This is a genomic window from Serratia sp. 2880STDY5682894 (assembly GCF_001537385.1).
In the GTDB taxonomy this organism is placed as follows: domain Bacteria; phylum Pseudomonadota; class Gammaproteobacteria; order Enterobacterales; family Enterobacteriaceae; genus Serratia; species Serratia nevei.
In genome coordinates, this window is the sequence record NZ_FCJA01000009.1 from 82,312 (window position 1) to 101,388 (window position 19,077).

Here is a 19,077-nt window from a genome sequence, read left to right on the forward strand (position 1 = left end):
TACGCTGCGGCTCAGGAAGCCAGAGACAGCGCTTTCGTTTTCGCGTGTTCCGCCAGCCAGGCTTTCACCCGCGCCTGCTGCGCGTCGTCCAGCCACATACCCAGCTTGGTGCGGCGCCAGATGGCGTCGTCCAGCTCTACGACCCACTCTTTGTCGGTCAGGTAGCGCAGTTCGGCTTCATACAGACCGTGGCCGAAGTCTTCGCCCAGATCGCCGAGGCCGTTGGCGCCGGCCAGGATCAGCTCGCTCTGGCTGCCGTAGGTGCGGGCATAGCGGCGCGCCAGGGCTTCCGGCAGCCAGCCGTGTGCACGGCGCAGTTTGGCCGCGTAGCCGTCGCGATCGCCGCCGATGTCACCGCCTGGCAGCGTGGCGTTTTTGGTCCACGCCGGGCCGCAGCCTGGGTAGTAGTGGGCCAGTTTTTCCATCGCGTGCTCGGCCAGCTTGCGGTAGGTGGTCAACTTGCCGCCGAAGACCGACAGCAGCGGCGCCTTGCCTTGCTCGTCGTGCACGTCCAGCGTGTAATCGCGGGTGATCGCCTGCGGCGAATCGGATTCGTCGTCGCACAGCGGACGCACGCCGGAGTATGTCCAGACGATGTCGTCGCGGCCCAGCTGCTTCTTGAAGTGATCGTTGTACACTTTCAGCAGATAAGCGATTTCGTTCTCGTCGATCTTCACGTCCTTCGGATCGCCTTTGTACTCCACGTCGGTGGTGCCGATGATGGAGAACTCGTCATTCCACGGGATCACGAACACGATGCGGTGGTCTTCGTTCTGCAGAATGTAAGACTGCGGCTGATCGTGCACGCGTGGCACCACGATGTGGCTGCCTTTGATCAGGCGGATGCCGTAAGGCGATTTCAGCTTCAGGCCGTCGTCGAAGAAGTTTTTCACCCACGGGCCGGTGGCGTTCACCAGGCCTTTGGCGCGCCAGGTGAAGGTTTTGCCGCTGTCGATATCGACCGCTTCCACCATCCACAGGCCGTTTTCACGCCATGCGCGGGTCACTTTGGTGCGGGTGCGCACTTCGCCGCCGCGTTTTTCCACTTCCTGCGCGTTCAGCACCACCAGGCGAGCATCGTCGACCCAGCAGTCGGAATATTCGAAACCGCGCTTCAGTTCAGGCTTCAGCACCGACTCTGGTCCAAAGCGCAAGCCCTTGCTGCCCGGCAGGCTGGTGCGTTTGCCCAGGTGATCGTACAGGAACAGGCCGATACGGATCATCCAGGCCGGACGCAGGTGCGGCTGGTGCGGCAGGCGGAAACGCATCGGGAACGCGATGTGCGGCGCCAGCTTCAGCAGCACTTCACGCTCGGCCAGCGCTTCGCTCACCAGACGGAATTCGTAGTGTTCCAGGTAGCGCAGGCCACCGTGGATCAGTTTGGAACTGGCGGAAGACGTAGCACAGGCCAAGTCTTGCGCTTCCAGTAGCAGTACCGACAGCCCGCGCCCGGCAGCATCCGCCGCGATGCCGGCACCGTTGATGCCGCCACCGATAACGATCAAGTCTTTGGTTTCCACGTCATCTTCCTCCAGATGTTCGAAATAGCTCTTTCATGTTCGTTTTCGCTCATGATTGTAATCAAAAACCAACAAGCAAGCCAAGACTTAACCAAACAAAAACATTTAGGCGTGATAGAGGTAACAGTTTGGTGATGATAGTCACATAAATGATGTGGATATGGCGCGAGCGCGCAAACGGCTGTCGATGAAGAGGGGCGGGGGGTAGGAAACGGGGCGGCGGCGCGCCCCGCAGGTTAACAGCGGATCAGCACAGCTCCAGCTGCACGTCGTACTGCTCGATGATTTTCATCACGCTCGGCGGCGGCAGCTGGTCGGTAAACAGGTAGTCGATCAGATTCATGTTACCCAGGTTGACCATGGCGTTGCGGCCGAATTTGGAGTGGTCGGTGACCAGCATCACGCAGCGGGAATTTTCGATAATCGCGCGTTTGGTGCGCACTTCGTGATAGTCGAATTCGAGCAGCGAGCCGTCCATATCGATGCCGCTGATGCCGAGAATGCCGTAATCGAGGCGGAATTGGGAGATGAAGTCCAGGGTGGCTTCGCCCATGATGCCGCCGTCGCGGGTGCGCACTTCGCCGCCGGCCAGGATCAGGCGGAAGTCTTCCTTGGCGGTCAGCAGGGTGGCGACGTTGAGGTTGTTGGTGACCACGCGCAGGTTCTTGTGGTTCATCAGCGCATGGGCCACCGCTTCCGGCGTGGTGCCGATATCGATGAACAGCGTGGCGCCGTCCGGGATCTGGCTGGCGACGCGCTGCGCGATGCGGGCTTTCTCTTCCGACCACATCACCTTGCGATCGTTATAGGCAGCGTTGACCGAGCTGGAAGGCAGCGCCGCGCCGCCGTGGTGACGCTGGATCTTGTTCTGGTCGGCCAGGTCATTCAAATCGCGGCGAATCGTTTGCGGGCTGACGTCAAAATGTTCCACCAGCTCTTCCGTGCTGACGTAACCCTGCAGGCGCACCAGCTCGATAATTGCGTCATGACGCTGTGTTTGCTTCACGATAATCCCCTAAAACGCCCGCTGTGCCCGCTGGGCACAGCTCCCGGCTGTTATTGTTCGTTGTGTGCGCGATGACGCGTATCCCAAAATGCCATCAATAACCCTAACACTAAACCGGCTACGTGTGCCGCGTTGGCGATCGACATTCCTAAAATATCGAAATATCCGGCTACCAGCCACAGCACCGAGAACACCATCAGCCCGCGCGGCAGCATCAGGCCGCGCTCCGGCGCCCGTTCGCCCGTCAGCCACACATAGCCCATCAGCGCATAGACCACGCCCGACAGCCCGCCGAAGAGCGCGCCGCTGAACAGCGATTGCGCCCAGCCGCTGAAGAAGGCCGACACCACCGCCAGCACGAACAGCTTGCCGGCACCGAGGCGTTTTTCCATCTGGCCGCCGAGATACCACCACCACATCAGGTTAAACAGGATATGCAGCAGGGAGAAATGCAGGAACGCATGGCTGACCCAGCGCCACAGCTGCGTGTATTGGCTGCTGTCCTGCGGCCAGGAGAGCCAGTACATCACGGTGTCGTCGCCCAGCACCTGCATCAGGATGTAGATCGCGATGCACAGCACCATCACGCCGAGCGTCAGCGGCCCGGCCTTGCTGCGCAGGGTGTGCAGGTAGGATTCGCTCTGATAGTGCAGACCGGCGTCGGTATGGCCGGTCTGCCAGCTGGCGGCCTGATAACGGCGGTTGAGCGGATCGACCAGAAACTGCTGCAGCTCGTGTTGCACCTGTTCGAGGTGGCCGTCGTCGACCAGCCAGATTTCCGCCGCCTCGCCGCTGTTGCGCAGCTCAAGCCGGATGCCCTGGGTCGCCATATAGTCGACAAAGGCCAGCGCCAGGCGCGGGTTGGATATGGCGATTACTCTAACCATTGCTCTTCCGTCGTAAGTGAATGATTTTGGCCGCGGCTTGCTCGCCGGCGACCCTGACGGCCGATTATAACGTCGAAATCCTGAGCGCTGGCAAACGGATCTGCGAAAAACCCGCGAAAACGCGCACAAAAATGAAGGGGAAGCCCGCCGACGCACGGCGGGCGGCGGGAATCAGGCAGAGGTTTCCACGTCTTGCGGATACTGGCGGGCCCAGGCCTCGAAGCCGCCGTCGATGCTGTAGACCGCGTCGAACCCCTGGTGCAGCAGGTACTGAGCCGCGCTGCGGCTGCTGTTGCCGTGGTAGCACATCACCATCACCGGCCGCTCGAAGTCATTTTGTTGCATAAAGGCCGACAGGGTGGCGTTGGTGAGGTGAAAGGCGCCCGGCGTATGCCCGGCTTCAAAACTTTGCGGATCGCGGATGTCGACCAGGGCGGCGCTGCCCTCTATCCAGCGGGTGTACGCCTGCTCAACGTTGATCGCTTCGAACTGTTCCATACTGCTGACTGCCTCGTAATTGGGGGACGCCGCTATTGTAACCAACTCTGCGGCGTTTAAGACCAGAGTAAGGTTGTGGTTTTGTCACACCAGCAGCACTTCAACGCCTTGCTGACGCAGTTGCTCAACGATGGCGGGATCGGCGGCCCGGCCAGTGATCACCATGGCAATTTGCTCGGTGCGGCTGAACAGCATGCCGGCGCGTTGGCCGACTTTGCTGCTGTCGACCAGCACCACCAGTTTACCGACATAGTTGAGCATCTTCTGTTCTGCCATCGCGGTCAGCATATCGGTTTTATACAAACCGTCAGCGGTGAGGCCGATACCGCTGGTGAACATCCAGTGCCCGGCGTACAGGGTTGCGTCGCCTTCCTGAGGCGCCAGAGTAATCGACTGGGTTTTGTTGTACTGGCCTCCCATGATCACCACGCTGTCGTGTTCCTGATCGATCAGGTAATTGGCCAGTGGCAGATAATTGGTGATCACCTGAACCGGCTTGCCGCAAATTTCACGGCCCAACAGAAATGCGGTGGAGCCGCAGTTGATCACCACGCTTTCACCCGGCTGACAGAGCTGTGCCGCGGCCGCCGCAATGCGCATTTTTTCATCGAGGTGCTGGGTTTGGTGGATATTGAGCGGCGTCCAGGCCGGGCGCGGAGTTTGCGTGGCTTCGGCGCCGTTGCGTACTTTGCGCAATTTGCCGATTTCATTCAGCTTGTTGATGTCCCGGCGCGCGGTGGCCGGAGAGATGTCAAACGCCGCGATGACGTCCGCCACGGAGATTTGCCCCTTGCGCTGCAAGAGATCGAGAATAGCGTTGTGGCGTTGGGACTCTGTCATGCGGGCTCCGTGGAGAGAAAAAACGTCGTTGCCTTCGATTATATGCGCGCCGTTTGACGATTTGAATCATTGCCGTTCAAAAGCGCGCATCCGTATGCAACACCGATTGATTACAAGAAAGACTTGAAGGGCAGGTCGGGTTCCTGGATGAAACAATCATCGAACCCGCGCGGGTAGTGATATTCCAGATTGTCTTTGTCCTGCGGCCAGATGAACTTGCCGCCAACCTGCCAGATAAACGGTTTGAAACCGTACTTGAGCCGGTCCTTTTTCATATCCCACAACACGCGGATCTCCTGCGGATCTGCCTGGAAATTAGACCAAATATCGTGGTGGAAGGGGATAACGACCTTGGCGTTCAGCGATTCCGCCATGCGCAAGATGTCGGCGCTGGTCATCTTGTCAGTAATGCCGCGCGGGTTCTCGCCGTAGGAACCGAGGGCGACATCGATCTGATGATCGTTGCCGTGCTTGGCGTAATAGTTGGAGTAGTGGGAATCGCCGCTGTGATAAAGGTTGCCGCCCGGCGTTTTGAACAGGTAGTTGACCGCCCGCAGGTCCATGCCGTCCGGCAGAACGCCCGCCGCTTTTTGTTCCACCGGCAATGTGATGAGTGCCGTGCGATCGAAAGCATCCAGCGCATGAATTTCGATGTCTTTGATTTTTATCACGTCGCCAGGTTTGACGGTGATGCAGCGCTCCGGCGGCACGCCCCAGCCGATCCAGATATCTACGCAGCTTTGCGGCCCGATAAACGGGACGGTGGGGGCGCAGTTCTGCAACACTGCCGCCGCGACGTTCACATCGATATGATCGTTGTGATCGTGCGTGGCCAACACGGCGTCGAGCTGGGTAATGGCGAACGGATCGAGCACGAATGGGGTCGTGCGCAGGTTCGGTTGCAGTTTACGCACCCCGGCCATGCGCTGCATTTGGTGGCCGGTTTTCATCAGCGGGTTGCCGTGACTCTGCTTGCCGGTGCCGCACCAGAAATCGACGCACAGGTTGGCGCCTTCTTCAGACTTGAGCCAGATGCCGGTGCAGCCCAGCCACCACATGGCGAAAGTACCGGGCGCGACGTTCTCCTGCTCTATCTCTTCGTTCAGCCAGGTGCCCCATTCGGGAAAGGTGTTCAATATCCAGGACTCGCGGGTGATGTCGTTGACTTTACTCATGGGTCTTTCCTCGTTGGTGGTGATAATAAAATCACAAATAATCATTTAAAGATTTTATGTGATTTGTTTTGATCGAATCTAGCACCGTTTTTTTCAACTGACAACGATCGAAATACACGTAAACGCCGCAGGATTTACGCGCTGCGCCGGCGTTTTCTCTCCTTTTCGTTTGATTAACTGCTATTAAATTCAATAGGTAATAAAGTGTAAGTCGTCTAATTCATTGAATGTTAGTGGAATTGATTTTTAACTTGCGAGGTTGTTCACAAATAATCATTTATGATCTTTTTGTGATTTATTGTGATTGGTATGGTGAAGGCGTTACCTGCATGCCAACCTTTTCGGGAGAGCCGTATGGAAACTCTTTACACCATCTTCACCGTCTTTTTTAACCAGGTGATGACCAATGCACCGCTGCTGTTGGGGCTGGTTACGCTGTTGGGTTACACGTTGCTGCGCAAAAGCGCGGCGGTCATTATCAAAGGCACGATCAAAACCATTATCGGTTTCATGTTATTGCAGGCCGGCTCCGGCATCCTGACCGGCACGTTCAAACCCGTTGTGGCGAAGTTGTCCGAGGTATACGGCATCAACGGGGCGATTTCAGATACCTATGCCTCGATGATGGCCACCATCGAACGTATGGGGGACGCCTATAGTTGGGTCGGCTACGCGGTCTTGTTGGCATTGGCGCTGAACATACTCTACGTGTTGTTGAGGCGCATCACCGGCATCCGCACCATCATGCTCACCGGCCACATCATGTTTCAGCAGGTTGGGTTGATCGCGGTATTTTTCTACATTCTGGGTTACGGCATGTGGACGACGGTATTGTGCAGTGCGCTCTTGGCTTCACTGTACTGGGGCATCACCTCCAACATGATGTTCAAACCGACGCAGGCGGTAACGGAAAACAGCGGTTTCTCCATTGGGCACCAACAGCAGTTCGCTTCGTGGCTGGCATACAAGGCCGCACCGTATCTCGGTAAAAAAGAGGACAGCGTAGAAGATCTGAAGCTGCCCGGATGGCTGAACATTTTCCATGACAACATCGTGTCCACCGCCATCGTGATGACGCTGTTTTTCGGCATCATTCTGTGCTCGTTCGGCTTGGACACTCTGCAGGCGATGGCCGGTAAAACTCACTGGAGCATCTATATCCTGCAAACCGGGCTGATGTTCGCGGTGGCGATTTTCATCATCGTGCAGGGCGTGCGCATGTTCGTCGCCGAATTGACCGAGGCCTTTAACGGCATTTCCCAACGTCTGATCCCCGGCGCGGTACTGGCCATCGACTGTGCCGCCATTTATAGCTTCGCGCCCAACGCCGTGGTGTGGGGTTTTATGTGGGGCACCATCGGCCAACTGATCGCCGTCGGCATACTGTTAGCGCTTGGCTCTTCCATCATGATTATTCCCGGTTTCATTCCCATGTTCTTTTCTAACGCCACCATCGGCGTATTCGCTAACCACTTTGGTGGCTGGCGCGCGGCGATGAAGATCTGTCTGGTGATGGGAATGATAGAGATCTTCGGCTGCGTGTGGGCCATCAAACTGACTGGGCTAAGTGCCTGGATGGGCATGGCGGACTGGTCGATTCTGGCGCCGCCGCTGATGCAAGGGCTGAGTCTGGGCCTGTGGTTTATGGGCGTGGTGATCGTTATCGCCCTGCTGTACATGTTCTTCGCCGGACGCACCCTGCGTGCGGAAGAAGATGCTGAAAAACAATCGGTTGAATCGGCATCACGTTAATAGGAGTGCAGATTATGACGGTACGAATCCTGGCGGTATGCGGTTGCGGACAAGGCAGTTCCATGATCATGAAAATGAAAGTCGACCAATTTTTAACGCAGCAAGGCGTGGATCATTCGGTCAACAGCTGTGCGGTGGGGGAATACAAATCCGAGTTGAATGGGGCTGACATCATCATTGCTTCCACCCATGTCGCGGATGAAATCGTCGTCAGCGGCAACAAATACGTGGTTGGGGTACGCAATATGCTCTCGGCGGCGGACTTCGGCCCGAAGCTGATGGACGTCATCGGCGCGCATTTTCCGCAAGATTTGAAGCAGTGAGGAGCGAGTCATGAAGCTGAGCGATTCGTTGGCGCAGAATAACGCTATCCAACTGCAGGCGGAGGCTGCCGACTGGCGCCAGGCGGTGCGGCTGGGGGTCGATCTGCTGGTGGCCGCCGGCGTGGTGGAACCACGCTATTTTGACGCCATTTTGGCCGGCGTCGAACGGCACGGCCCTTACTTCGTGCTGGCGCCGGGCCTGGCGATGCCGCACGGCCGGCCGGAGGAAGGGGTGCTGAAAACCGGCTTCGCCTTGGTCACCCTGAAGACGCCGGTGTGTTTCGGCGATGAGGACAACGATCCGATAGACATCTTGATCACCATGGCGGCGGTGGACGCCAAAACGCATCAGGAGGTGGGGATCATGCAAGTGGTGAACCTGTTTGAAGATGAGGCGAATTTCGATCGCTTGCGGGCCTGTCGCCACGCGAGCGAGGTATTGGCGTTGATCGACAAAACGTCTACGGCGGCGGCGAATTGAAGGAGACAACCAATGAACATGCATTTACCGATGTTGCAGGTGGCGCTGGATAACCTGTCTATGGCTGCGGCTTACGACACGACTCGCCTGATCGCGGCCGAAGTCGACATCATCGAAGTCGGCACTATTTTGTGCGTGGCGGAAGGCGTGCGAGCCGTACGCGATTTAAAAGCGCTGTATCCGGATCGCATCGTGTTGGCGGACGCAAAAATCGCCGATGCGGGTCAGATTTTGGCGCGAATGTGCTTCGAGGCGCATGCCGATTGGATCACGGTGATCTGCTGCGCTGACATCAATACGGCCAAGGGCGCGCTGCAGGTGGCACATGAGTTCGGTGGTGACGTGCAGATAGAACTGACGGGGTTCTGGACCTGGGAACAGGCGCAGGCGTGGCGTGAAGCGGGAATTGGTCAGGTGGTGTATCACCGCAGCCGTGACGCGCAGGCGGCGGGGGTATCCTGGAGCGATGACGATATCCGCGCGGTTCGTCGCCTGAGCGAGATGGGTTTTAAGGTGACGGTCACCGGCGGACTGGCGCTGGAGGATTTGCCTCTGTTCCAAGGTATTCCCATCCATGTCTTTATCGCCGGGCGCAGCATTCGTGATGCCGCCGATCCGGTCGCGGCGGCGCGGGAATTTAAACGTGTCATCGCCCAGCGGTGGGGCTGAGGAGCGGTTATGTTGCACAAATCCGTGCCGTTGGGCATCTATGAGAAAGCGTTGCCGCCGGGCGAGGACTGGCTGACGCGCCTGCAACTGGCGGGTGAGTTGGGATTCGATTTCGTTGAAATGTCGATCGATGAAAGCGACGGCCGCCTGGCGCGGCTGGACTGGAGCGTTGAACAGCGGCTCGCGTTGGTTAGCGCCGTTGCGGCGAGCGGTGTGCGCGTGCCTTCTTTATGCCTCAGCGCCCACCGGCATTTTCCGTTGGGCAGTGAAGACGACACGACGCGCGACCGAGGACTGGATATCGTGCGAAAAGCTATTCGGCTGGCGCAGGATACCGGCATCCGGGTGATCCAACTGGCCGGGTATGACGTTTATTACCAGCAGTCTACTGCGCAGACCCGCGCCCGGTTCCGCGCCGGATTGGTGCAGGCGGTAGAGATGGCCAGCCGTGCACAGGTCATGCTGGCGATGGAAATCATGGACTATCCGCTGATGAACTCGATCAGCAAGGCGCTGGGCTATGCCCACTACCTGAATAACCCGTGGTTTCAGCTGTACCCGGATATCGGCAACTTGTCTGCCTGGGACAACGATGTGCCGATGGAGCTCATGGCCGGGCGCGGACATATTGTGGCGGTACACGTTAAGGATACGCGGCCGGGGGAGTTTAAGAATGTACCGTTCGGCGAGGGCGTAGTGGATTTCGTACGCTGTTTCGAAACGTTGCTTGCGAGCGGCTATCGTGGTCCCTATCTGCTCGAGATGTGGAGCGAGAAAGCGAACGATCCGCTGCGGGCGGTGCGGGAGGCGCGTGCCTGGTTGGTTGAACGCATGGTCGAGGCCGGGTTGGAAATAAGGAGGTAGCATGCTGGAGCAACTGAAAAGTCAGGTGTACCGAGCCAATATGGCGTTGCCTGAGCACGGGCTGGTGACCTATACCTGGGGCAATGTCAGCGGTATCGATCGGGCCAGTGGGCTGGTGGTGATCAAACCCAGCGGCGTACCTTATGAAACGATGCGGGCTGAGGATATGGTGGTGGTGAATGTGCGAGGTGAGGTTGTTGAGGGGCAACTGCGGCCTTCGTCCGATACGCCGACGCATTTGGCGCTGTACCGGGCATTCCCTCAACTCGGCGGTGTGGTGCATACGCACTCCACCCATGCCACCGCCTGGGCGCAGGCAGGGGAAGCGATACCGGTGCTCGGCACCACTCACGCCGACTATTTTTCCGGCGATATTCCTTGTACCCGCGGGCTGACGGCGGAAGAGGTGGCGCGGGAATATGAGCTGAACACCGGTCGGGTGATTATCGAAACCCTGAAAGGGCGTGAACCGTTGCACGTTCCCGGTATCCTGGCGTATCAGCATGGCCCGTTCAGTTGGGGAAGGACGCCGGATGAGGCGGTGCATAACGCCGTGGTGTTGGAGGAGGTGGCGAAAATGGCGTGGATCAGCCGGGATATTAACCCCGGCCTACGGCGGATCGATGACTATCTGCTGGAAAAGCATTTCAGCCGCAAACATGGCGCTGGCGCCTATTACGGCCAGCGCTGACTCTCAGGCGCCGTACCCCATCATCTTCAGCAGCTGCTGCGCCTGCTGCACCGCCTCCTGGCGATGAGCCACGCCGAGCTTCTGGTACAGGTTGCGGATGTGCGTCTTGATGGTGGTGGCCGCCACGTCCAGCTCGCCGGCGATCTGGTCGTTGCTGTAGCCGGAATAGATCAGCCCCAGCACCTGCCATTCGCGCTGGGTGAGCGGGCTGGTGCGGATCAGCTCCGGCACCTGCGGGTGGGTCAGCAGCTTATCGACGAAGTTCTCGTCAAAATGCGCGAACTTGTGCCGATGATGCTGGTTGATGTCGCGCAGGATGCGCTGGGCGCGATGCTGTTCCAGCTCCGGCAGCGTGTTGAGCTGGATCAGCTGGCGCAGCTGCTGCGCCATCGCTTCGCCCTCGATGACGAAATGGCTGATAAAGCCGGTGCGGTTGGCCAGCGACAGCGCTTCGATCAACGCCTGCTGCGCTTCGCCCTTGCGCTCTTGCAGCCAGTACAGCTGGTTGCTGAGCAGCAGGTTGCGGTTGAGATCGCTCACCAGCCGCAGCCGGCGGGCGTTCTCGTTCAGTTCATCCAGCACCACGCCGGCCTCGTCATACTGGCCGAGCAGAATCTGCACCCGCGCAATGTTGCGCCACTGGCCCTGCGTGAAGTGGTTGTCCGCCATGCCGGGCTTTTCGGTGTGGCGTAGCCACTGGGCGGCGGCGGCGGTGTCGCCGGTCATCTGCCAGTGGATCACCCGCGACTTGTCGGTGTTGGTCAGCCAGTCGCGATGGTAGTGGGCGCCGTGCAGCAGGGTTTCGCAGCGCTGCAGGTGAGTATTGGCATTGTCCAGATCGCCGCGCGCCAGCGAGCATTTGGCCAGCATGGCGATGCACTGCAGCTGTTGCTGCGGCTGGTAGTTCGCCAGGATTTTCAGCCCGGTGCGCGCCGCGTCTTCCGCCTCGTCCAGCCGCGACCACGACCACAGGATCTGCGCGCGAATGCGCAGCAGGAACTCGTGCATCGGCAGCTGTTCCAGGTGCTGCTCGCGGATCAGTTCGAACGCCTTGTCCTGGGTTTCGTAAGCGGCCTGCAGAAAGCCCTGGGCGATGAGGATTTCGCTCTGCTGCAGCAGTGCCCAGAGCGCGTAATGGTTGGCCTGATGGCGACGCGCCATCTGCTCGGTTTGCTGCATCATCGGCAGCGCGCGCGCCAGCTCGCCCTTGCAGTGGTGCACTTCGCCGGTCACCGAGGTGGCGACGATGCGGCTGTAATAGCTGGACAGCGGCAGGAATTTCAACGCTTCGGTCGCCAGCCGTTCGGCCTCTTCCGGTTTGCCGGCGTTGATCGCCACCTGGGCGCGCAAGGCGTCGAACTCGGCGTGCAGCGTTTGGTCTATCTCGATTTTCTGTTCGCGCATGGTGCGCTCGGCGCGCTCCAGCAGAGTGTTGACCTCGCCGTAGCGGTGCTGGCTCTGCGCCAGCCAGGCCTGCAGCAGCGCCAGCTTGGGATTCTGGATCAGGCGCTCATAGGGCAGCGCGTTGAGGCACTCTTCCAGCAAGGCCAGTTCGCTGTGGTGGAACAGCGACCAGGCGTGTTGCAGCAGGATATCGCGCAGCATGCTGACGTCGCTGGCCGCCAGCGCATGGTGAATGGCCTCTGCCGGATATCCCAGCGCCAGCCAGCCTTCGGCGGCGGCGCGGTGCAACCCCGGCAGCTCCAGTGCCAGTTCCCACTGGCAACGCTGGCGCAGGAAAGAGGCGAACAGCGGGTGGAAGTTGAACCATTCGCCGGTGTCGTCCATGCGGTGGATAAACAGCCCCTGGCGCTCCAGCTCCTCCAGCCGCTGCTGGCCGTTGTCTTCGCCGGTCAGCCGCACGATCAGCGCGTCGTTCATCGAGCGCAGCACCGAACAGCGCAGCAGGAAGGCGCGCGCATCGGCATCGACGTGATCCAGCACTTCGTCCACCAGGTAGTCGGACAGGTGACTGGCGTTCAGCCCCGCCAGGCGCTTGGCCGACAGCTGGGCCGACGAGGCGGACTGGCGGGCCGACAACGCGATCAGCTGCAGCGCGGTGGCCCAGCCTTCGACTTCGTCGCACAGGCGGCTGCTGTCCTGCTGCTCCATCGGCGCCGCCAGGCGGCAGTCGAAGAACTGTTTGGCTTCCTGATGGGTAAACGCCAGCTGCTGCGTACCCATTTCCAGCAGCTGATCGCGCACCCGCAGATTGGCGATGCCGAGCGGCGGCAGGGTGCGCGAGAGCAGGATCAGCGTCAGGTTTTCCGGCTGATGGCGCAGGAAAAAGCGCATGGCTTCGTGGATGGCGTCGTTGGTGATCAGGTGGTAGTCGTCGATCACCAGGTACAGCGGCTGGTGCCAGTCGGCCAGCTCGATAAACAGCTGGGCGAACAGCGCCGACAGGCTGGCGTACTGATGCTTCTGGCTCAGCGCCTCGCTCTTGACGCAGCGGCCGCCGCTGGCCTGCTGCAGCGCGGCGATCAGGTAGCTGGCGAAGCGCTCCGGCTGGTTGTCGCTCTCATCCAGGGAATACCAGCCCAGATCGGCCTTGCCGGCCGCCCATTGGGCGATCAGCGTGGTTTTCCCGTATCCCGCCGGGCAATTGACCAGTGTCAGGCGATAGTTGCCCGCGCTGGCCAGTTTGGCCAGCAGGCGATCGCGGATCACGGTATTTTGCAGCCGTACCGGGCGGCTCAGTTTTGATGGGATCAGCATAGTATTCCAGGGTATAAATCGCGGTTCCCGCCGGGATTGGAGTGGCGCTAATTATTTTATGGTTCGTAATTAATAGCTCCCCCTAACTTCTGCCAACCCTAAACGTATTGCAACAAGCTTCCGCATCGGCTTGGAGTTAAGTTGCTATCGATCACACTTTTTTACGTTTGGCGCCGGCGCGCGGCGATGCGGTTGCAGATCGCATTTCCGGCCATGGACAAAACTTCAGCAGTGCGAATACTTGTGCTAACGTCATGGTTAACGTTCTCAGTGCTCGCCGCACGCGTTGGCGGGCTTTTTTGCATCGTTGCAAGGGAGTCAAAAAGTGCCTGAGATCACAATTCCAGCTACGCCCCAATCCTCCTCCCCAGCTAATCCCCAGGCGGGATGATGCCGTCAGGCTTTCTCACCGGCACGATAGCGGCAATTTGACCCACTTACTGGATAGAGAGTTTTCCTTATGTCACAGCCTACGCTCAAGAAGGATGCTTTTCTGGCGGCGCTTGCCCGCCAGTGGCAACGGTTCGGCCTCAGTTCCGCACAGCAGATGACGCAGCATCAATGGTGGGAAGCCGTCAGTGCGGCGCTGGCCGAGCAGTTGGCCGCGCAGCCGGCGCCGCGCAAAAGCGCCAAACCGCTGCGCCACGTGAACTACATCTCGATGGAGTTTCTGATCGGCCGGCTGACGGCGAACAACCTGATCAACCTGGGCTGGTACGATACCGTCGAGCAGGCGCTGGCGGAGCAGAACGTCAAGCTGGCGGATTTGCTGGAGCAGGAAACCGATCCGGCGCTGGGCAACGGCGGGCTGGGGCGCCTGGCGGCCTGTTTCCTCGACTCGATGGCGACGGTGGAGCAACCGGCCACCGGCTATGGGCTGAACTACCAGTACGGGCTGTTCCGCCAGTCGTTCCAGGGCGGGCAGCAGCAAGAGGCGCCGGATAACTGGCAGCGCGAGAGCTACCCGTGGTTCCGCCACAACGCCGCGCTGGCGGTGGATGTAGGCATCGGCGGCAAGTTGGAAAAGCAGGCCGACGGCCGCGAACTGTGGCGCCCGGCCTTCACCCTGCGCGGCGAAGCCTGGGATCTGCCGGTGCTGGGGTATCGCAACGGCGTGGCGCAGCCGCTGCGCCTGTGGCAGGCGACCCATCAGCATCCGTTCAACCTGAGCGATTTCAACGACGGCAAATTCCTGCAGGCGGAGAAGCAGGGCGTAGAAGCCGACAAGCTGACCAAGGTGCTCTACCCGAACGACAACCATCAGGCCGGCAAGCGCCTGCGCCTGATGCAGCAGTATTTCCAGTGCGCCTGCTCGGTGGCGGACATTTTGCGCAAGCACCATCAGGCCGGCCGCAAGATTGAAGAGCTGCCGAAGTACGAAGTGATCCAGCTGAACGACACCCACCCGACCATCGCCATTCCGGAAATGCTGCGCATTCTGCTGGACGAACACCAGCTGGAGTGGGAGGCGGCCTGGGCGATCACCAGCAACACCTTCGCCTATACCAACCACACCCTGATGCCGGAAGCGCTGGAGTGCTGGGATGAAAAACTGGTGCGCAGCCTGCTGCCGCGCCATTTCTCCATCATCAAACAGATCAACGCCAGGTTCAAAAAGCAGGTGGATAAGCATTGGCCGGGCGACGAGGCGGTGTGGGCCAAACTGGCGGTGCATCACAACAAGCAGGTGCGCATGGCCAACCTGTGCGTGGTCAGCGGCTTTGCGGTCAACGGCGTGGCGCAGCTGCACTCGGATCTGGTGGTGAAGGATCTGTTCCCGGAATATCACCAGCTGTGGCCGAACAAATTCCATAACGTCACCAACGGCATCACGCCGCGTCGCTGGCTGAAACAGTGCAACCCGGCGCTGTCGGGCCTGATCGACGAGACGCTGAAGGTGGAATGGGCGAACGATCTCGACGCGTTGCGCGGGCTGGAAAAATTCGCCGACGACGCAGCGTTCCGCCAGCGTTATCAGCAGATCAAACGCGACAACAAGGTGGCGCTGGCCCATTACGTGCACGGCGTGATGGGGTTGACGCTCGATCCGGACGCGATTTTCGACGTGCAGATCAAGCGTCTGCACGAGTATAAACGCCAGCACCTGAACCTGCTGCACATCCTGTCGCTGTATCGCCAGCTGCGCGACAACCCGAATCTGGACATCGTACCGCGCGTCTTCCTGTTCGGCGCCAAGGCGGCGCCGGGCTACTACCTGGCGAAAAACATCATTTACGCGATCAACCAGGCGGCCGAGAAGATCAATAACGATCCGTTGGTGAAAGATCGCCTGAAAGTGGCGTTCATTCCCGACTACCGCGTGTCGGTGGCCGAACTGATGATCCCGGCGGCGGATATCTCCGAGCAGATCTCCACCGCCGGTAAAGAGGCCTCCGGCACCGGCAACATGAAGCTGGCGCTGAACGGCGCGCTGACGGTCGGCACGCTGGACGGCGCCAACGTCGAAATCGCCGAGCAGGTGGGCGAAGACAATATCTTTATCTTCGGCAATACCGTGGAGCAGGTGAAGGCGATACTGGCGAAGGGCTATGATCCGCTCAGCTACCGCAAAAAAGACAAGCACCTGAAGGCGATTTTGGACGAGCTGGCGAGCGGCGCATTCAGCCACGGCGACAAGCACGCGTTCGACATGATGCTGCACAGCCTGCTGGAAGGCGGCGATCCCTATCTGGTGCTGGCGGACTTCGCCTCGTACTGCCAGGCGCAGCGCCGGGTCGACGAACTGTACCGCGACCGGGACGAATGGACGCGGCGGACTATCCTTAACACTGCGCGCGTCGGCATGTTCAGCTCGGATCGCTCGATTCGCGATTACCAGCAGCGCATCTGGCAAGCCAAACGTTAAGGAGAGCGAATGGATCGTAAGCGTATCGATCAGGCGGCAGCGCAGGCGGGGATCGCTGCCGATTTCATCAATGCCCACGGCAAGCGGCAGGCGATTGAGCCGGAGACCAAGCGCAAGCTGCTGGCGGCCATGAACCGGGCCGATGCTGCGCAGGAAGGGGCGGCATCGCCGTTGCCGGCGGTCAAGGTGTTCTATCAGGGCGCGCCGCTGGCGCTGACCCCGGCGGGCGAAGGCGACTACCTGTGGGTGCTGCAGCGTGAAGACGGCGAATGCCTGCAGGGGCGCGTCGGCGCGCGCAAGACCCTGACGCTGCCCGGCGACCTGCCGGCGGGGTATCACCAATTGACGCTGAGCCAGGGCGCACGGCAGTGGCCATGCCGAGTGATCGTCGCGCCGAGGCGCTGCTTCGAGCCGGACGCCTTGCTGACCGGCAAGAAACTGTGGGGCGCCTGCGTTCAGCTGTATACGCTGCGTTCCGATCGCAACTGGGGCATCGGCGATTTCGGCGATCTGCGTCTGATGGTGGAGCAGGTGGGGGAGCGCGGCGGTGCCTTCGTCGGTCTCAATCCGATCCATGCGCTGTATCCGGCCAACCCGGAGAGCGCCAGCCCTTACAGCCCCTCGTCGCGCCGCTGGCTGAATCTGGCGTATATCGACGTCAACGCGGTGGAGGATTTCCAGCGCAGCGACGCGGCGCAGCGCTGGTGGCAGAAGCCGGCGACGCAGAAGCAGCTGGCCAAGGCGCGCGCCGCGGAGTGGGTGGATTACACCGCCGTGATGCAGCTGAAGCTGGCGGCGCTGAAGCTGACGTTCCCGCTGTTTCAGGCGCGCAAGCCGAACGACGCGCAGCGTCAGGCGTTCGAACGGTTCGTGACTGAGGGCGGCGACAGCCTGTATCAGCAGGCGGCGTTCGACGCGCTGCATGCCCACCTGGCGGCCAAAGACGCCAGCCAGTGGGGATGGCCGGCCTGGCCCGAGGGCTATCGGCGGGGGCAGAGCGAAGCGGTGCGGCAGTTCTGCGACGAACATCAGGACGCGGTCCGCTTTTACCTGTGGCTGCAATGGCTGGCGGCCACGCAGTTTGCGCAGTGTTTTGAGCAGAGCCGGCAGCAGCAGATGCCGATTGGTCTGTATCGCGATCTGGCGGTCGGGGTGGCGGAAGGCGGGGCGGAAACCTGGTGCGACCGCGAGCTGTACTGCCTGAAAGCGTCGGTCGGCGCACCGCCGGACATCCTGGGGCCGCTGGGGCAAAACTGGGGCCTGCCGCCGATGGATCCGCACGTGATGGCGGCGCGCGGTTATCAGCCGTTCATCGATCTTTTGCGCGCCAACATGACCAGCTGCGGCGCGCTGCGTATCGATCACGTCATGGCGCTGCTGCGGCTGTGGTGGATCCCTTATGGCGAAACCGCCGATCGCGGCGCCTACGTCAAATACCCGGTGGACGATCTGCTGGCGGTGCTGGCGCTGGAAAGCCAGCGCCACCGCTGCATGGTGATCGGCGAGGATCTCGGCACCGTGCCGGTAGAGATCGTCGGCAAGCTGCGCGACAGCGGCGTCTATTCCTACAAGGTGCTGTATTTCGAAAGCGACGGTGAACACCATTTCCGCGCGCCGCAGGCCTATCCGGTGCAGGCGATGGCGACCATCACTACCCACGATCTGCCGACGTTGCGCGGCTATTGGCAAAGCGGTGACCTGACGCTGGGCAACCGACTGGGGCTCTATCCGGACGCGGAGATCCTGCGGGAGCTGTTCGCCGATCGGGAACGCGCCAAGCAAGGGCTGCTGGACGGGTTGCATCGCTATGGCTGCGTGCCGCAGAAGGTGGGCAAGAGGGCGGCGCTGCTCGGCATGAGCCCGCTGCTTAACCGCGGCCTGCAGCGTTATGTCGCCGACAGCGCCAGCGCCCTGCTCGGCCTGCAGCCGGAAGACTGGCTGGACATGGCCGATCCGGTTAATATTCCCGGCACCAGTGACCAGTACCCTAACTGGCGGCGCAAGCTGACCCAAACGCTGGAGGAGATGTTCGCCGATCCGCGGATAAACCGGCTGCTGAAGGATTTGGACAAACGGCGGCGCAAGGTGTCGGTGGGCTAAAAACGACAATGCCGGAACGGGTTCCCCCTTCCGGCATTGCGTTATCTACCGTGGCGTGAGCGCCGGGTATCAGTAGTAAGAGTGCTCGCCGCGCTGGTGTTCGGTCAGATCACGCACGCCTTTCAGCTCCGGGAACTTCTGCAGCAGCTCTTTCTCGATGCCTTCTTTCAGCGTGACGTCGACCATCGAACAGCCGTTGCAACCGCCGCCGAACTGCAGGATCGCCATGTTGTCGTCGGTGATCTCCATCAGCGTCACGCGGCCGCCGTGGCCCGCCAGCTGTGGGTTGATCTGCGACTGCAGCACGTATTCCACGCGCTCCATCAGCGGCGCGTTGTCATCGACCTTGCGCATTTTGGCGTTCGGCGCCTTCAGCGTCAGCTGAGAACCCAGCTGGTCGGTCACGAAGTCGATTTCGGCGTCTTCCAGATACGGCGCGCTCAGCTCATCGACATAGGCGGACAGTTTGTCGAACTTCAGTTCGGTATCCGTCGCTTCTACCGCGTCCGGCGGGCAATAAGAGACACCGCATTCGGCCGTCGGCGTGCCCGGGTTGATCACGAATACGCGGATTTGGGTGCCTTCTTCTTGATTTGCCAGCAGTTTGGCAAAGTGTTCCTGTGCAGCATCTGTTATACGGATCATAGCATTAGCTCAATAGTTGACTTCTATAGTCGGTTATAATAC

16 protein-coding genes are annotated in these 19,077 nt (G+C 60.3%); 8 read left to right on the plus strand and 8 right to left on the minus strand.

The genetic code is table 11. The features are described from left to right. Positions 1-11 precede the first annotated feature (11 nt). The 6 genes from glpD to ulaG form a co-directional block, all read right to left on the minus strand. Positions 12-1,520 (minus strand): glycerol-3-phosphate dehydrogenase, encoded by a 1,509-nt coding sequence (gene glpD / locus AWX27_RS19290; RefSeq protein WP_049202828.1) that lies wholly within the window; start codon positions 1,518-1,520, stop codon positions 12-14. Positions 1,521-1,767: 247 nt separating this feature from the next. Further along, the gene (locus tag AWX27_RS19295) at positions 1,768-2,526 is read right to left on the minus strand and encodes a DeoR/GlpR family transcriptional regulator (protein ID WP_004930797.1); all 759 of its coding nucleotides are present in this window, start codon (positions 2,524-2,526) and stop codon (positions 1,768-1,770) included. Between the two features lie 50 nt (positions 2,527-2,576). After that, positions 2,577-3,413 carry a rhomboid family intramembrane serine protease GlpG gene (gene glpG / locus AWX27_RS19300; RefSeq protein WP_060424489.1) on the minus strand — a complete coding sequence of 279 codons (837 nt, stop codon included), beginning with the start codon at positions 3,411-3,413 and terminating at the stop codon, positions 2,577-2,579. A gap of 171 nt (positions 3,414-3,584) precedes the next feature. Continuing rightward, positions 3,585-3,911 carry a thiosulfate sulfurtransferase GlpE gene (gene glpE, locus AWX27_RS19305; protein WP_060424492.1) on the minus strand — a complete coding sequence of 109 codons (327 nt, stop codon included), beginning with the start codon at positions 3,909-3,911 and terminating at the stop codon, positions 3,585-3,587. An 84-nt stretch (positions 3,912-3,995) separates the two neighbouring features. Next, on the minus strand, positions 3,996-4,751 hold the full coding sequence (gene ulaR, locus AWX27_RS19310) for an HTH-type transcriptional regulator UlaR (RefSeq protein ID WP_060424494.1): 756 nt from the start codon (positions 4,749-4,751) through the stop codon (positions 3,996-3,998). 110 nt (positions 4,752-4,861) lie between these two features. After that, the gene (gene ulaG / locus AWX27_RS19315; RefSeq protein WP_060424495.1) at positions 4,862-5,926 is read right to left on the minus strand and encodes an L-ascorbate 6-phosphate lactonase; all 1,065 of its coding nucleotides are present in this window, start codon (positions 5,924-5,926) and stop codon (positions 4,862-4,864) included. A gap of 354 nt (positions 5,927-6,280) precedes the next feature. On the opposite strand from ulaG, the gene ulaA reads away from it, so the two are divergent. The 6 genes from ulaA to AWX27_RS19345 are packed head-to-tail and all read left to right on the plus strand — an operon-like array spanning position 6,281 to position 10,706. After that, the gene (gene ulaA / locus AWX27_RS19320) at positions 6,281-7,678 is read left to right on the plus strand and encodes a PTS ascorbate transporter subunit IIC (protein ID WP_060424498.1); all 1,398 of its coding nucleotides are present in this window, start codon (positions 6,281-6,283) and stop codon (positions 7,676-7,678) included. A gap of 14 nt (positions 7,679-7,692) precedes the next feature. Continuing rightward, positions 7,693-8,001 carry a PTS ascorbate transporter subunit IIB gene (ulaB, locus tag AWX27_RS19325; RefSeq protein WP_047729673.1) on the plus strand — a complete coding sequence of 103 codons (309 nt, stop codon included), beginning with the start codon at positions 7,693-7,695 and terminating at the stop codon, positions 7,999-8,001. Positions 8,002-8,011: 10 nt separating this feature from the next. Continuing rightward, positions 8,012-8,482, plus strand: coding sequence for a PTS ascorbate transporter subunit IIA (gene ulaC / locus AWX27_RS19330; protein ID WP_047729674.1), 471 nt, complete (start codon positions 8,012-8,014; stop codon positions 8,480-8,482). A gap of 18 nt (positions 8,483-8,500) precedes the next feature. Beyond that, entirely contained in the window at positions 8,501-9,151 is a 651-nt protein-coding gene (locus AWX27_RS19335; RefSeq protein WP_060424598.1) for a 3-keto-L-gulonate-6-phosphate decarboxylase UlaD, read from the plus strand. Between the two features lie 9 nt (positions 9,152-9,160). Then, entirely contained in the window at positions 9,161-10,015 is an 855-nt protein-coding gene (locus AWX27_RS19340; protein ID WP_060424499.1) for an L-ribulose-5-phosphate 3-epimerase, read from the plus strand. 4 nt (positions 10,016-10,019) lie between these two features. Then, positions 10,020-10,706 carry an L-ribulose-5-phosphate 4-epimerase gene (locus AWX27_RS19345; RefSeq protein ID WP_060424600.1) on the plus strand — a complete coding sequence of 229 codons (687 nt, stop codon included), beginning with the start codon at positions 10,020-10,022 and terminating at the stop codon, positions 10,704-10,706. A gap of 3 nt (positions 10,707-10,709) precedes the next feature. Here AWX27_RS19345 and malT read toward each other — a convergent pair whose 3' ends face one another. Next, positions 10,710-13,424 (minus strand): HTH-type transcriptional regulator MalT, encoded by a 2,715-nt coding sequence (gene malT, locus AWX27_RS19350; protein WP_060424501.1) that lies wholly within the window; start codon positions 13,422-13,424, stop codon positions 10,710-10,712. Between the two features lie 460 nt (positions 13,425-13,884). Between malT and malP the strand changes: the two genes are divergently transcribed. After that, the gene (gene malP, locus AWX27_RS19355; protein WP_055311831.1) at positions 13,885-16,290 is read left to right on the plus strand and encodes a maltodextrin phosphorylase; all 2,406 of its coding nucleotides are present in this window, start codon (positions 13,885-13,887) and stop codon (positions 16,288-16,290) included. A 9-nt stretch (positions 16,291-16,299) separates the two neighbouring features. Beyond that, a complete protein-coding gene (gene malQ / locus AWX27_RS19360) occupies positions 16,300-18,390 on the plus strand; it encodes a 4-alpha-glucanotransferase (protein ID WP_060424503.1) in 2,091 nt (696 codons plus the stop codon). A gap of 69 nt (positions 18,391-18,459) precedes the next feature. Here malQ and nfuA read toward each other — a convergent pair whose 3' ends face one another. Continuing rightward, positions 18,460-19,035 (minus strand): Fe-S biogenesis protein NfuA, encoded by a 576-nt coding sequence (nfuA, locus tag AWX27_RS19365; protein ID WP_033631902.1) that lies wholly within the window; start codon positions 19,033-19,035, stop codon positions 18,460-18,462. Positions 19,036-19,077: the final 42 nt, after the last annotated feature.

Bases quoted from the DNA above. Each gene is read 5' to 3' on its own strand.
- glpG (WP_060424489.1), bottom strand. From the start codon at position 3,413: ATGGTTAGAGTAATCGCCATATCCAACCCGCGCCTGGCGCTGGCCTTT.
- glpE (WP_060424492.1), bottom strand. From the start codon at position 3,911: ATGGAACAGTTCGAAGCGATCAACGTTGAGCAGGCGTACACCCGCTGG.
- ulaR (WP_060424494.1), bottom strand. From the start codon at position 4,751: ATGACAGAGTCCCAACGCCACAACGCTATTCTCGATCTCTTGCAGCGC.
- ulaG (WP_060424495.1), bottom strand. From the start codon at position 5,926: ATGAGTAAAGTCAACGACATCACCCGCGAGTCCTGGATATTGAACACC.
- ulaA (WP_060424498.1), top strand. From the start codon at position 6,281: ATGGAAACTCTTTACACCATCTTCACCGTCTTTTTTAACCAGGTGATG.
- ulaB (WP_047729673.1), top strand. From the start codon at position 7,693: ATGACGGTACGAATCCTGGCGGTATGCGGTTGCGGACAAGGCAGTTCC.
- ulaC (WP_047729674.1), top strand. From the start codon at position 8,012: ATGAAGCTGAGCGATTCGTTGGCGCAGAATAACGCTATCCAACTGCAG.
- AWX27_RS19335 (WP_060424598.1), top strand. From the start codon at position 8,501: ATGCATTTACCGATGTTGCAGGTGGCGCTGGATAACCTGTCTATGGCT.
- AWX27_RS19340 (WP_060424499.1), top strand. From the start codon at position 9,161: ATGTTGCACAAATCCGTGCCGTTGGGCATCTATGAGAAAGCGTTGCCG.
- malT (WP_060424501.1), bottom strand. From the start codon at position 13,424: ATGCTGATCCCATCAAAACTGAGCCGCCCGGTACGGCTGCAAAATACC.
- malP (WP_055311831.1), top strand. From the start codon at position 13,885: ATGTCACAGCCTACGCTCAAGAAGGATGCTTTTCTGGCGGCGCTTGCC.
- malQ (WP_060424503.1), top strand. From the start codon at position 16,300: ATGGATCGTAAGCGTATCGATCAGGCGGCAGCGCAGGCGGGGATCGCT.
- nfuA (WP_033631902.1), bottom strand. From the start codon at position 19,035: ATGATCCGTATAACAGATGCTGCACAGGAACACTTTGCCAAACTGCTG.